This is a genomic window from Caballeronia sp. dw_276, assembly GCF_018449635.1.
Classification (GTDB): Bacteria; Pseudomonadota; Gammaproteobacteria; order Burkholderiales; family Burkholderiaceae; genus Caballeronia.
The window spans coordinates 89,861-103,603 of sequence record NZ_JAAVUV010000013.1; the positions used below are offsets into that span (position 1 = coordinate 89,861).

The window sequence follows — 13,743 nt, forward strand, 5'->3', positions numbered from 1 at the left end:
GGACGGCCCCTTTTCCCCGGATCTCTTGCCCGAAGGGTTTAGACACGATTCAGCATTCGTCGCAGATATAAGACTGCATTATGTAACTGGTGGCAGGCCGGTCGGAACCGCGCCACTTATGCTTTTAATTCACGGCTTTCCGCAGAACTGGTGGGAGTGGAATCGTGTCCTCCGTCCACTCGGTGAACACTTCACCTTGATTGTCCCGGACCTACGCGGCGTGGGGCATTCGGACAAGCCAGAGTTCGGGTACACGAAAAAACAACTTGCCGCCGACCTCTTCGGCCTTGTGGACAGCTTCCCCAACGGCCCGCCGCATGTAGTCGGGCACGATATCGGCGCCATGGTGGCTTTCGCTTACGCGTGGCAGTTCCCTGTCCGATCGCTGACGGTCCTCGACGCGTCGATTCCCGGCATCGGCGATTGGGACCAGATTGCATCCAATCCGCTCCTTTTTCATTTTTCCTTTCATCAGAAGCCACATCTTCCTGAGGCCTTAATTTGCGGCGGACGAGAGCATCTTTACATCAGCACATTCATCAACGACCGCGCGGATAATCCAGCGGCGATTTCGGCGCACGATATGGACGAGTATGTTCGCGCCTATACACACCCGGGCGCCTTTCGAGCCGCGATGGAGATGTATCGGCAATTTCCTCAGGACGTCATCGACAACCGGAGCGCTGGAAAGCTTCCGCAGTCGATTCCGGTTCTCGCACTGGGCGGCGACCGCCGATGGGGACCGCATATCGTTGCCCGTTTGAGCTCTGTTTCAGACAACGTGCGAGGCGGTTCATTGCCTAAGTGCGGGCATTTCGTTGCAGAGGAACAGCCCGGTCTTCTGGTGCAGGAGTTACTTGACCTCTGCAAGCTGTAACCTCTTCAAGTCGAATTCGTCGACTCCTCCGGGCTAGGCGCCCGAAGCCGATCAAGTGGAAGTATGACGCCCCTTTGCGCCGCATTCGTCCAGCGCCAACTCTGACGCAGTGGACTAGCAACCGTTCCAAATGGACCCCAAAACGCACGCACATATTGATTGGGGTGGATAGCAACAGCGCCGCCACCCCACCCCCACCAGATGAACCGGGTCGGAGGCAACTGCGGCGCCCTGCGAGGTGCTGGTCTCGTATGCATCGTGTGCGGCAGGTCGCGACCAATGGCCGAATCTAGGCTGTCGGTCCGAACCTGATGCATCGAATGCGTAGGGGTGGCGAATATCTCATTCGTCTTCTCGCTAGTGTTCTGTCCCAGAAATAACTTTAGATAGTTTCGCCACTTTCGTGAGAATGGAATCGGCTGTTGCAGTCCACACAAACGCTCGCTTGTGCTGGTTGTACTGCTGTACATAGCGCTCGATACTGATAATCAGTTGGCGCACGTTTCTGAATGACCCGCGCCGGATCGCCTTTTGTGTAACCAGTCCAAACCAGCGCTCCACCTGATTGAGCCAGCTCGAATAGGTGGGTGTGAAATGCATGTGGTACCGATGTTTGGCTAACCAGGCCTTGACCTTCGGATGCTTGTGCGTCGCATAGTTGTCGACCACCAGATGAATCTCGAGATCAGTCGGCACAGCCTGGTCGACGTGATTCAGAAAGGCCAGAAACTCCTGATGCCTATGGCGTGACTTGCATTGGGTGATGACTTCGTCCGTTGCCGTGTCGAGCGCAGCGAACAGGGTCGTCGTCGCGTGCCGGATGTAGTCATGCGTTACCCCTTCGAGATAGCCTAACCCCATCGGCAGCACGGGCTGCGTACGCTCCAGTGCCTGACACTGGGTCTTCTCATCGACGCACAGCACGAGTGCATGGGTCGGAGGGCTTAGGTATAGCCCGACAATGTCGCGCACCTTCTCAACAAAGTACGGATCGGTAGACAGCTTGAAGCACTTTGAACGATGGGGCTGTACGCCGAATAGCGACAGATACCGGGCCACCGAACTCTTAGAAATCCCTGTCTGCGTAGCGGCAGAGCGCACGCTCCAGTGTGTCGCCCCGTCCGGCTTCTCGTGCAGCACCCTGGCCAACAGTTCTGCCACCACTTCGTCGTCATGTGTGCGCGGACGACCCGGGCGGGCTTCATCATGCAGACCGGCAAGCCGCTGTGCGACAAATCGCTTCTTCCAATTCGTGATCGCCGGTGGGGTCACCTCGCACCGCAAAGCGATTTCCTGGCTCGTATGACCGTCAGCGGCCATCACAATAATCTTTGCTCGACGGACCAAAGAATGAGGCAGAGAGCGCGAGCGACTCATTGATAGCAATTGCTCCCGCTCCAGCGTCGACACCGAAATCTCCATTCCCTTGCGTCCCATGATCGCCTCCCTGTCGGTTAGTTTAGGGAAGCACTGATTAATTTCACTGAGTGGTCATCGACGGCATAGCCGTGGACGTTGTAGAAGGAACTTCACGGAATGGACCCACGACGATGAAGCGGCAAATCGGTTTTGCAGAAGCGGAAAGCGCGGGCAAGAAACGCGTGACCAAGCGCCAACGCTTTCTGGGCGAGATGGAAAAGGTGGTGCCGTGGTCGCGACTGCTGTCGGTCATTGAGCCGTACTATCCGAAGGGCGAGCGAGGCCGCCCACCAATTGGCCTTGAGCGGATGCTTCGAATCTATTTCCTTCAGCAGTGGTACGGGTTGTCGGACGAAGCTCTCGAAGACGCGCTGTACGACAGCATTGCAATGCGCGCGTTCGCCGGCATTGATCTGGCTGTCGAGAACGCGCCCGACGCGACTACGCTGCTGAAATTCCGGCGTCTGCTGATCGCGCATGAGCTTACGCGCAAGTTGTTCGACGAGATCGGCATCTCGCTGTGTGAGCGCTCACTGATGATGAAGGAAGGCACGCTGGTCGACGCGACGATCATCGAAGCGCCGCCGTCGACCAAGAACGCTCAGAAGAGCCGTGACCCGGAGATGCACCAGACAAAGAAGGGAAACGAATGGCACTTTGGCATGAAGGTGCATTTGGGAGTCGACGCCGATTCTGGACTGGTGCATAGCGTAGTGGGCACAGCGGCGAACGTGTCGGATGTATCGCAGGCCCACGCGCTGCTTCACGGGCATGAAGAAGATGCGTTCGGCGACGCGGGCTACCTTGGCGTAGACAAACGCGACGAGATGATGGGCGCGACGGTGAAGTGGCACGTGGCGGCCAAACGCGGAAAGATCAAAGCGATGCAAGAAGGTCCGCTGAAGGACCTGGTGGTCGCACTCGAACGAACTAAGGCACAGATCCGCGCGCGGGTTGAGCATCCGTTTCATGTCGTGAAGAACCTGTTTCGTCATCGCAAGGTCCGCTACAAAGGTCTGGCCAAGAACACCGCGCAACTGTTCAGTCTGTTTGCGCTCGCGAATTTGGTGATCGCAAAAAAACGGCTGCTGTCGACGCACGGGAGCAATCCGTCAAGTGTGTGAAAAATGGAGGAAATAAGGCCCAAATACGGGCGCAGTTCTCTTCTTACCTTCGAATTTGTTCGTCAATTAACAATTGCAGCATGCGTCGTCCTTAATGCGGACCGCAGACGCATTGATCAGCGTTTCCTTAGTCTTACTGTGTCATAAATTAAAAAATTGCGATATTGCTGCGTTTGCCTGACAATAATAAGGATACCTAGTCATCAGGCGAGAAGCAATGAACGCACGAACGCGGTTTGAGCAGTACATTGAGCATCTGGCTGGCGGCCTGGGTCATGCGGATCGTCACTCTGGATTGAAGGCCTATTGCACAGGCCTGATGCTGCCGTTGACCCGCAAGAGCGTCGAGCCGATGGCCGCCAGTGTGGATCCGCTTCACGCCAGCGCACGGCATCAGGCACTGCACCACTTTGTTGCCAAGGCCGACTGGTCGGACGACGAGTTACTTCGCCGGGTCAGCCAGTGGGTCGTGCCCCGGATGGATTTTTCCGGCGGCGGCTTCTGGATCGTTGACGACACGGGATTTCCAAAGAAGGGCCGCCATTCGGTAGGCGTTGCGCGTCAGTACTGCGGGGTGCTGGGCAAGCAGGATAATTGCCAGATTGCGGTCAGTGTGTCACTGGCTTGTGAGCAGGCCAGCATTCCGGTTGCGTGGCAGCTCTACGTGCCGCGTGAATGGGCAGAGGATGATGAGCGGCGCGAGAAAGCCGGCATTCCCGCACAGATCGGGTTTGAGACGAAGGTGCAGATTGCATTGCGACAGATTGAGGCTCTGCTGGCTGCCGGTGCGCCCCGGCATTGCGTACTGGCCGATGCAGGCTATGGAATAGATAACGCCTTCCGGCAACATCTGGACGATCTGGGGTTGTCTTATGTGGTCGGCATCACATCGGCTCTCGTGGTCTGGCCACCGGGCGTCAAACCATTGCCGCCCAAACCGTATGGCGGCATGGGCCGCCCGCCTGTGGTACCGCGCCGTACACGCGCCCGACAGCCGGTGAACGTGAAGGACCTGGCGCATTCACTGCCTGCTACTGCCTTCACCACGCTCAGCTGGCGGGAGGGTTCGAACGAAACACTCAGCGGGCGTTTCGCTGCGGTGCGTGTGCGTCACGCGGGCGGCAATACCGGCAAGGCGCGGCTGCGGCCCGAGCAGTGGCTGCTCATTGAGTGGCCCGCCAGCGATGCTGACCCACTGAAATACTATCTTTCCAACCTGCCGGCCGATACTGCGCTCGAGCAGCTCGTGGCGCACGCGCACATGCGCTGGCGCATCGAGCGTGATTACCAAGATCTGAAGCAGGAGTTGGGGCTTGGACACTACGAAGGTCGAGGATGGCGTGGGTTTCATCACCACGCAGCGCTGGCCATCGCGGCCTACGGGTTTCTGCTCTCAGAGCGCCTCGCCATCGGAACCCCGGTCAGCGCCAAAAAAAACTTCGCAGCACGCCAGACACCTGCAGTTCCCGACGATTACATTGCGCGGGGAAGTCCGGCGCGCACAGCGCCACACCCCTGACTCGATTGCTACCATTCGCTACGAACTTACGGTCCGGCTGGTCGCCGAACTCGATGTGTGTCCATGCTGTCGGAACCTGGGAAGACGCTTTGATTTAATGACACAGTAAGATTAGGGCTTTATCGTAGAACAACAAATATTCATGTAAAGTTATTTCTGGGACAGAACACTAGGGCCCTTTCCGACAACTCGACGTTTGACAAGAATCGCGACCGGTTGCTCTAAGAGTCGAAAGCCTTAAATTTTCTTGGCCCCATTCGCTTGTTGAAAGCCACTCAAGCGGTCTCCTTCGCCTCGCAACATCGACGCTCATTCCGACGCATCGTCTAATGCGCCGTTAGAGATTACTTTTCCCGCTTCTCGGGTCTATTTTGGCCGATGATAGGATCGAGGAACGGTAGCGGCGATATGACAGATCGCAGTCATCCAATCTGCACGCTTGCACCGCCGTCCACCATAACGATTGAGCCTACTACGAAGCTTGCCCTGTCCGAGGCCAAGAACGCAACAATTTCAGCAATCTCCTCTGGCTTCGCCGCTCGGCCTATCGGTGCAGTCTTGCCGTGCTCGGCCAAGAACTCACGCCCATCTTCGCGAAAGTGGTTAAGCAAGTTCGTAACGACGTCACCAACGCCAATGGCGTTCACTCGAATACCATAACCAATGGCTTCCAATGCTTGTGTTCGGGTTAATTGGGCCAATGCTCCCTTTGACGCGGTGTAAGCCGCAATACCTGGGAACGCGAAGTAGGAAGCATACGATGCGATATTGACTATGGCACCTGATTTCTTAACCATCATCGCTTTCATGGCCTCCCGAGAATGCAAAAAGGCGCCCGTTACGTTTGTTTCCATCTGCCACTCCCAGTCCTTGCGGGTCATCTCGACGATGTTCTTATACAAGATGCGCCCGGCGTTATTGACTAGGACGTCCAGCTTGCCGAATCGGGAAATTGCCAATTCAACTGCGCTTTCTGCAACGCCATCTTGCGTAATATCTGCTACAAAAGGCACCATTCCTTCGCGAGTCAGGTCTTTAACCGCTGGGTTGATATCTTCAGCAATTACTAAGGCTCCGCGTGCGTGGAGGAGCCGCTTGCACAACTAAAGTCGGTCCCAAAGGCGCGATGTCTAGTATCGCCTAGAAGCCACGATTCGTAAGGCGCGAAGCCTGATTCTCATTTCAACTAAAGTTGGTCCTATCGCCGCCAAGCCGTTAACTAAAGTTGTTGCTCTCTGTGCGATTTCAACTAATCTTGATTCGTAATGGTCGACGCGCTCGCGGAGGCTTCGATGACACGACGTTCGCGCCTTCGGGCAAGTAATCCCTTCAATAACGACGGCGATTTACCGGGCGTTTTCGATTTACAGGCATGGCCAGCCGTTGACGAACTCGCTCTTTCGGATGAGCGGCGCGCTCTGTTTCATCAGCGCAAGCGCGCAATTCATCTCTACCTTGAGGGCGCGACGGACGTTCAGCTGAGAACGTCGTGTGGGCTATGCCGTGCGCATACCTATCGGCTGTTGACTAAACGGTGCCTCAAACAACACCCGGACGGATACGTGTACGGATGGCGCGGTCTACTGCCGCACATCCGTGTCAAGACGTACGAGCGAACAACGCCGCTGAAACTTAATGCATGGAGCGGGGGCGCGGTCGGTGCTTTGCAGTGGGTGTTTGAATCGCCCGCAGGACGTGGAGTCGAAAATCGTTTGCGGGAGCGGATCCTTGGCAAGCGTGGTGAGCTTGAGGCCTCGCGCCGGCCGCGTCTGTCCATCTTTCGCTGGTTCCTTACCGAGCTTCGTGAACGGGGCTTTGAGCGCCGCGGCGAATGGCCATTTACCGTGGAGAAACGGGGCTACGTGACCCTCGCCCGCTACATCGACCGCGTACTTGCCGAGCACCCCGTTCGCGCTCGCGAACTGATCGGCGGCCTAGATGCAGCACGCAAGGCTCGTGGTGGCGACGGAACTCTCCGTCCGCCTATAGCCCCGTTCGAGCGCGTCGAATGCGACGCGCACAAGCTTGACGCTCGCATGATGGTCCTGGTGCCCTCACCTCATGGGGGCACGGAACCTCGAATGATCCATCGGCTTTGGGTAGTCGTCGTCATTGATGTCGCATCGCGCGCAGTGCTTGGCTACCATTTAAGCTTGCGCCGCGAATGCTCTGCTGAGGATGTCCTGCGCGCAGTTCGCTGTGCGCTAACACCGTGGAAACCGCGAGACCTTCAGTTCAGCAGCCAAGCCTATGTGCCGGGCGCCGGCCTGCCCTCGTACCTCCTTCCACAGCTTTCGGGGGCGTGCTGGAATGAATTCAGCGTTGATGGGGCACTCGCGAACGTCTGCGCGCGCGTCGAAGGCGTATTGCACGATCTCGTCGGGGCAACGATCATCAAACCGCAGGACCCGACTAGTTACAGTTGCCGGCGCAGCAAGGACGATCGCCCCTTCGTTGAATCATTCTTCGGACACTTGGCTGCCGGAGGCTTTCACAGGCTGTCGACGACCACCGGCAGCTCACCGACGGCCAAACGCGGTGCCGATCCTGATGCGGCCGCGCTCGCCACTCAATTCCAGCTCGAATATGCGCACGAACTCCTCGATACGCTGATCGCCAATTACAACGCGACGCCGCACTCAGGGCTAGGCTACCGTAGTCCGCTAGAACAGCTTGAGCGATGGATGGCTGAGAACCGATCAGCCATCCGCACGGTTGATCCGGAGGCAGTTCGCCGTATGGTCGGCGTACGCAAGCTTTGCACACTGCTTGGCGGCGTCAACAACGGACGTCGGCCGCATTTCAATTTCGCCAACGCACGCTACTCAGCCGAGTGGTTGTGCTTGCGCACCGATCTCTTAGGGAAGAATTTCTGGTTACATCTGGACGACGAAGACGACGCCCGCTATGCCGCCGTCTCCACGCAACACGGAATTTTTATCGGCGTGGTGCGCGCCGCGCCTCCGTGGCATCGGACACCACATTCGCTCTATGTGCGCCAAGCAATCCGCGCGCTCGAGAAGCGTCGTCTTCTGCACCTGGCGAATCACGGCGACGCGGTTGAAGCGTTGCTACGTTACGCAGAGGATTCTCCTGAGCGCAAACTCCCTCTCCATCCGGCCTATCTTGAAGCGCGCCGGATTTTGGAGCAACATGCGCAACGGCTCGCCGGTCAATCTATGGTGAGTATCGTCAAACACGCTGAGCCGCCCGCGGCGAACGCTAAATCGACGGCCGCTGCCGCGACACCTAGCAGCCCCACGTCGTCGCCGCCAATGCGCCGGGCGCAGCAATGGTGACGTCGCCCAGACGCGCTACGGAGCCCCTCGTAGCCGCTCACGTGCCCCGTGACCACCCCGTGGTTACGAGAGATTATTCGCTGTTCACAATCGCAATCAATGACATGGTCGATCGCATCGCGGGTTGGCTAGACGATCAGATCGACGGCGCAACCATCTTCGGGCCGTCGAGGTTCGGCAAATCAAGCGCTGTTGATCACTGGCTCCAGCGTCTGCTATCAGAACGCCACGGCGGATACGTGCCATTGGTTATCTGGAGTCACACTGATTCGGGCAGCAGTCAGGCCGTTGGCCGCTTCTACGCGCACTTGCTCGAGGCGAGCGGTCACCGGCTCGCCTCGGCACGACGCAATCCGCTCGAAAGACAAATCATGCTCGTCGAACGCTGGATTGAACTTGCGGCGCAAGGCGGAGGCCGCTTTCTTGTTCTCGTCATCGACGAAGCGCAGGGTATGAGTCAGCGCGAGTGGTTATGGCTCGTCGAGCTTCACAGTCTTCTTGAGAAGCAGCGTGTGCGTTTGTGTGTATTTTCGATTGCTTCGTTGCAATTCTTCGATGAACCACTTGGCATGGCACTCGCAGGCGGCGCTCACGTGGCCGCACGCTTCATGCTCGCATCGGAATGCTTTCACGGTGTGCGAAGTACTGACGAGCTTGCCTATGTCATGCGTGGCTATGACGACGGTAGTGAATGGCCTGCGGGCTCAGGCCGCTCATTCACGGCAGGCTTGGCGCCGCGCCCTTGGGCCGGAGGATTTCGGATGGAGCATCAGGCCGACAGGCTCATGCACGCGATGAACGAAACACTTCCTTCGCATTATGCCGGTCCGATGGATTTTCCGATGAAGACGGTAGCGCAAGCGTGTCGCCATGTTCTTCTTCACGTCGCCAGTGGAGGAGATGTCGAGATAGGGACCTCCCCCGAAGCGTGGCGCTTGGCCGTTGAGAACTGTGGGCACCGCACACTGATGGCCCTCGTGTCAGCGACTGCGGCTCTTCGCGGCGCAAGTCGCCGGGAGGCGAGTCATGCCTGAAGGCCGTCTTACCTGGCATCGTGGCAGTATTTTGCCGTACGCATCGTTGTGGCACACAGTTCTGCGAGCATGCGCGCTTAACGCGCTCCACCCTGCTGACCTGCCAACCACCAGCGCGCGTCCAACTCGAACGGTGGATTTACTCGATATCCAGGCCAGCAAGATCGATGTCGCGGCGCTCGCTCGCGCACTGGGCGAGCCGCCAAGTGCCTTTGACTGGTCGACACTTGATGCACTGCCGGCTGCGCTGCGGGTAGCGCTCGCCGTACCGCAACCACGCGTGTGCCTTGCCTGTATGGCGTCAGGCTACCATTCAGCGCTGTTTTCCGTCGCACTGCTCGACGCGTGCCCGATTCATCACATCCCGCTTGTCGGTCGCTGCCACTGCGGTGCGCCGTTTAACGCCACGCTCCGCTCCGTTGCAGACTTCGGAACGGCAGGAAGTTGTCAGTGTGGACGGTTACACTTTTTTACGCACGAGACCTGTCGTCAACCAACGATAACAGCTGATATGACGCAGGCGCTCATTCCTATCGTGGCATGGCTACACTCTTTATCGCGACTTATCCGACCGTCGCGACTGGACGAAGCCCTGTCCCAACATCTTACTGGCAGTCTCGAGTGGCTGGTCACCACCGCGCAATCCCTTGGAGTCGCATATCCCACATGCCTGAGACATACCTTGTCTACGGCCGCTAATACTGAGACCGTTGTGTATGGCGGTCCGTCTAAGGCGGTACCGCGCCGGGGTCGTCCACCGCCAGTTGACGTTGAACCGAACAGCAGATCGTCACTTCGGCAAACGGAGCCTGCCTTTGACGTGTACCGCGCGCTCACGCGTCATATACGACGGCACGTCGCACCCGACGGCGATTTATGGGTATCCCGCTTCATGCGCTCGTGCGACCCAATTGAGATCGGCGAACTCATTTGCAATAGTGGCGACGCACAGAAAGCATTTGTCGCCATGCTTTGGGCTCGCTCGATTGAACCGGGCGTTGAACGACGTCGCTGGCCGTACCGACTTCCCTCAACCGGATTGACCATCTCGCTCGCTCAGACGGTGGCAACCGATTGTCAACTCCACGGCGCCGACAACGTCGGCAACAGGACACGGTATTGGTTGGCATGTCATGCAGCGCACGTGAGCCTCGCTGCGCGCTGGCGCGACGCTCAAGCGCGTACTAATGCTGCTGCCTACTTAAGACTTGCAAGATGGGGCAACGGATCGCCCGAGACGTCATGGTCTGACAGTGTATGGCTCGCTCGCGTCACACCTCTCACCGTGCGATTTGCAGCGCCAAACTTTGCTACTTGGTCCGCGGCGCCACGAGCCAGCAAAGCAACGCGGACGGCCTTGCATGCCGCTCATGAACTGACGCGACGTGTTGCGATGCTCACTGGCAATCGTGGCGCTTGCCTGACTTGGTCAGATGGTAAAGGTTGGCACGTCACGGAATCAATTGCGCCAGCGAACGCTGATGTACGTAGGCGACGTCTGCTAGGTTGGAAAGATGGGCGCCCGTGGTTCTGGATTTATCAGTCGACCGATAACCGCTTCGTTGCCAAATGGGACCGTGCACCGCTGCAGGCGCTCGGCGCCACTCAGCGCGATGCAATCGCTGCTCTGCGGCGTAGCGCAATCGACTATCAACGCATATGTCACATTACCTTGCCAATTGCCTCACAGGTATCGATTGTCTCGCCAGAGCCGATAGAGATGCGGTCAACCGCGCACTACCGCTTTTCGATAAGCGCCGCCGGGTGTACCGAAGGCTTCTGGACGCAAGCGAGAATCCTCGCTGAAGCGGCCCAAAAGTTCCGGCGTGAAAGAGCATCTTGGCAGCTCAACGAAAAGGAGCAAAATGACAAGTAGATCGGTTCGGGGGCTTAAAAAAATAATGGAGCGGTCGCTACGAACCGCTGAATAAAGCGATCCGCCCGTTTGCAAGCGAGTAGAACCAACTTTAGTTGAAATTTAGGACCAACTTTAGTTGTGTGAACGGCGAAAAATACGAAGAAAAATGATCAAGTTCAGTGATATTAAGATAACTATCCTTATCCTCATAGCCGTTTCTTTGCGCTAAACTCGTGCTTATGGAAACGAATGAACCATTGATATGCCCCCAATTATCGGGACAAATTATCGATTTGCCCGGTGACGACGCACTTGCCGCCTTGCGATGCTGGTATGAAGGTGTGCCCACACGTGAGGCCGTCGTTCGTTACCTTCCTCATCGGCTCACCCACGGCACATCCGCACGAGATGTCCTCAGTGAGATCCGGCGCCAGCTCGTACGCTGTGCCCTCGCCCGCCACCGCGACGACCTTGTCAAACTCTTCGATCACCGCACGGCCGAATGCGTCAAACACGCACGGCTTGTTGCCAAGGGCATCGAGGCCCTCCGGGTCGCAACTGTGGCGACACCTTCGATCACTGACGACATTGCCCGCTGGTTGCCGCCTCGCGCTGTCCACGCGCTTCACGCTCACGGCATCACGACGCTCGCCGAACTCACGCTTCGCATTCCACGCCGCAAGCAATGGTGGACAGCCATCCCCAAGCTCGGGCAAGCCAGCGCCAAACAGATTGAAGCATTCTTCGCCGCTCACCCGGCGCTCACCGATCGCGCCCGCGCATTAATCGAGTCCACGGCGTCGCCCATCGTGGTTCCGTGGGAGAACGTGCGACTCCCGCACGAAATCGACGGATCATGTGGCGTCTTCAGAGCGCCGCGAGGAAGCTGCGCGCTCGACGCGAACAACGACTACGACGCGGTGCAAACGTGGTTGTCGCTGCACGAGTCGCCCTCGACGCAACGAGCGTACCGGAAAGAAGCCGAGCGCCTCATCCTCTGGGCGATCGTCGAACGAGGCCGGGCGCTCTCTTCCCTGACCACCGAAGATGCGATTGCGTATCGCGCATTCTTGCGCCGGCCCACACCTCGTGATCGATGGGTCGGTCCAACGCGCGCGCGTACGTCATCAGAGTGGCGGCCCTTCACGGGCAACCTCGCGCCGCGCTCGGTGGCCTATTCGCTGATGGTGCTGGGCGCGCTGTACCGATGGCTGATCGAGCAACGGTATGTGTTGGCGAACCCGTTTTCCGGCGTCAAGGTGAAGGGTACAGAGCGCGCCGCGCTCGATGCGTCGCACGCATTCACCGAAGGTGAATGGCAATTGTTGCGGACCATTGCCGACGGGCTCGAATGGTCGTATGGCTGGAAAACTGCAGCGGCCCAGCGACTGCGCTTTGTGCTGGATTTTGGATATGCCACGGGGTTGCGCGCAAGCGAGCTCGTGAACGTGACGCTAAAAGACATCCGCACCGATGCACAGGGAGATCATTGGGTCGAACTCGTCGGCAAGGGCCAGAAAGCGGGGAAAGTCGCTCTGCCACCCCTTGCTCGCAGGGCGCTCGAACGCTACTTGGTGGAACGCGGCTTGCCCGTCTCGCCAGAGCGCTGGACGCCTGGAACTGCGTTGATTGCTGGTCTGAATGAAAGCGATCGTCAAGGGCTGAGCACCGTGCGGCTGTGGGCGATTACGAAACGGTTTTTTGAGAAGACAGCAACCCTGATCGAGGCGGAGAAACCAGCGTTTGCGGTGAAGCTGCGGCTGGCCGGCCCCCACTGGATGCGACACACGCACGCGACCCATGCGCTCACACGCGGCGCGCAACTGACCTCCGTTCGGGATAATCTGCGTCATGCGTCGATAACGACGACGTCGACCTATTTGCACAGCGACGAGGTTGAACGAGCTCGACAGTTTCGGGATGCATTTAAGGCGGCCTAGTCCGCTTCACTCCACTTCGACGCCTACCCAATTTATGCCGCTCAACCCACAGTCTTCACTCGTCCGGCTCTTTAATGCGCCCGTCAAGTCAGGTGTGCTCATTTGGATCGGCGTGCGGCCCGAGCGGCGTTTGGCCATTTGCCCGGTCGACGAAGCCGTCTTGGACACGCACGTCGGGCTGGAAGGCGATCACTACAGTCGCGATTCGGGAAAACGGCAAGTCACGCTCATCCAGGCTGAGAGTCTCGTGGCCATCGCAAGTCACCTTGGGCTTGAGACGGTCGCGCCAGAAATGCTCCGTCGCAATCTGGTGACGCGCGGCATTAATCTGTTCGCGTTGAAAGGCCGCAAGTTCCGCATCGGTGATGCGGTGCTGGGGATGACATGCGAGTGTCATCCCTGCTCGCGCCTTGAGGAAACGCTTGGCGTTGGAGGATATAACGCCACGCGAGGTTTTGGGGGTATAACGGCAAAGGTGCTTGCGCGGGGCCGCATCGGTGTAGACGACGCCATTGTGCGCATCGACGAGTGATCCCCCAACCGCTCGCTCGGAGTGGCGTACTCGCGCTCATCGAGCTGTTTGCAAGCAACGTCGAAGGGAAAAGACAATTTTCGATTTGCTCTCGGGCTCAGCACTCCGAGACGTGAGAGCCCTTCTCCGGCTCTTGTTTAG

The 13,743-nt window shown here is 58.2% G+C and carries 10 protein-coding genes; 8 read left to right on the top strand and 2 right to left on the bottom strand.

Annotated elements, in window-relative coordinates; translation table 11 throughout:
* Positions 1-118: 118 nt before the first annotated feature.
* Positions 119-877 (top strand): alpha/beta hydrolase, encoded by a 759-nt coding sequence (locus HB633_RS24680; protein ID WP_255581127.1) that lies wholly within the window; start codon positions 119-121, stop codon positions 875-877.
* A 357-nt stretch (positions 878-1,234) separates the two neighbouring features.
* On the opposite strand, the gene HB633_RS24685 is transcribed toward HB633_RS24680, so the two are convergent.
* Entirely contained in the window at positions 1,235-2,314 is a 1,080-nt protein-coding gene (locus HB633_RS24685) for an IS630 family transposase (RefSeq protein ID WP_213780734.1), read from the bottom strand.
* A gap of 113 nt (positions 2,315-2,427) precedes the next feature.
* Between HB633_RS24685 and HB633_RS24690 the strand changes: the two genes are divergently transcribed.
* The gene (locus HB633_RS24690) at positions 2,428-3,420 is read left to right on the top strand and encodes an IS5 family transposase (protein ID WP_213780735.1); all 993 of its coding nucleotides are present in this window, start codon (positions 2,428-2,430) and stop codon (positions 3,418-3,420) included.
* Positions 3,421-3,637: 217 nt separating this feature from the next.
* Entirely contained in the window at positions 3,638-4,939 is a 1,302-nt protein-coding gene (locus HB633_RS24695) for an IS701 family transposase (RefSeq protein ID WP_213780736.1), read from the top strand.
* A gap of 422 nt (positions 4,940-5,361) precedes the next feature.
* On the opposite strand, the gene HB633_RS24700 is transcribed toward HB633_RS24695, so the two are convergent.
* A complete protein-coding gene (locus HB633_RS24700; protein ID WP_213780737.1) occupies positions 5,362-6,042 on the bottom strand; it encodes an SDR family oxidoreductase in 681 nt (226 codons plus the stop codon).
* Positions 6,043-6,204: 162 nt separating this feature from the next.
* Here HB633_RS24700 and HB633_RS24705 point away from each other — a divergent pair, with 162 nt between their 5' ends.
* The 5 genes from HB633_RS24705 (at position 6,205) to HB633_RS24725 (ending at position 13,602) form a co-directional block, all read left to right on the top strand.
* Positions 6,205-8,238, top strand: coding sequence for a hypothetical protein (locus tag HB633_RS24705; RefSeq protein ID WP_255581128.1), 2,034 nt, complete (start codon positions 6,205-6,207; stop codon positions 8,236-8,238).
* Between the two features lie 104 nt (positions 8,239-8,342).
* The gene (locus tag HB633_RS24710; RefSeq protein WP_213780738.1) at positions 8,343-9,272 is read left to right on the top strand and encodes an ATP-binding protein; all 930 of its coding nucleotides are present in this window, start codon (positions 8,343-8,345) and stop codon (positions 9,270-9,272) included.
* A gap of 1,357 nt (positions 9,273-10,629) precedes the next feature.
* On the top strand, positions 10,630-11,148 hold the full coding sequence (locus HB633_RS24715; RefSeq protein ID WP_213780739.1) for a hypothetical protein: 519 nt from the start codon (positions 10,630-10,632) through the stop codon (positions 11,146-11,148).
* Positions 11,149-11,369: 221 nt separating this feature from the next.
* Positions 11,370-13,070 (top strand): site-specific integrase, encoded by a 1,701-nt coding sequence (locus HB633_RS24720; protein WP_213780740.1) that lies wholly within the window; start codon positions 11,370-11,372, stop codon positions 13,068-13,070.
* A complete protein-coding gene (locus HB633_RS24725) occupies positions 13,027-13,602 on the top strand; it encodes an MOSC domain-containing protein (RefSeq protein ID WP_255581129.1) in 576 nt (191 codons plus the stop codon). The genes HB633_RS24720 and HB633_RS24725 overlap by 44 nt, the downstream gene beginning before the upstream one ends.
* Positions 13,603-13,743 lie beyond the last annotated feature (141 nt).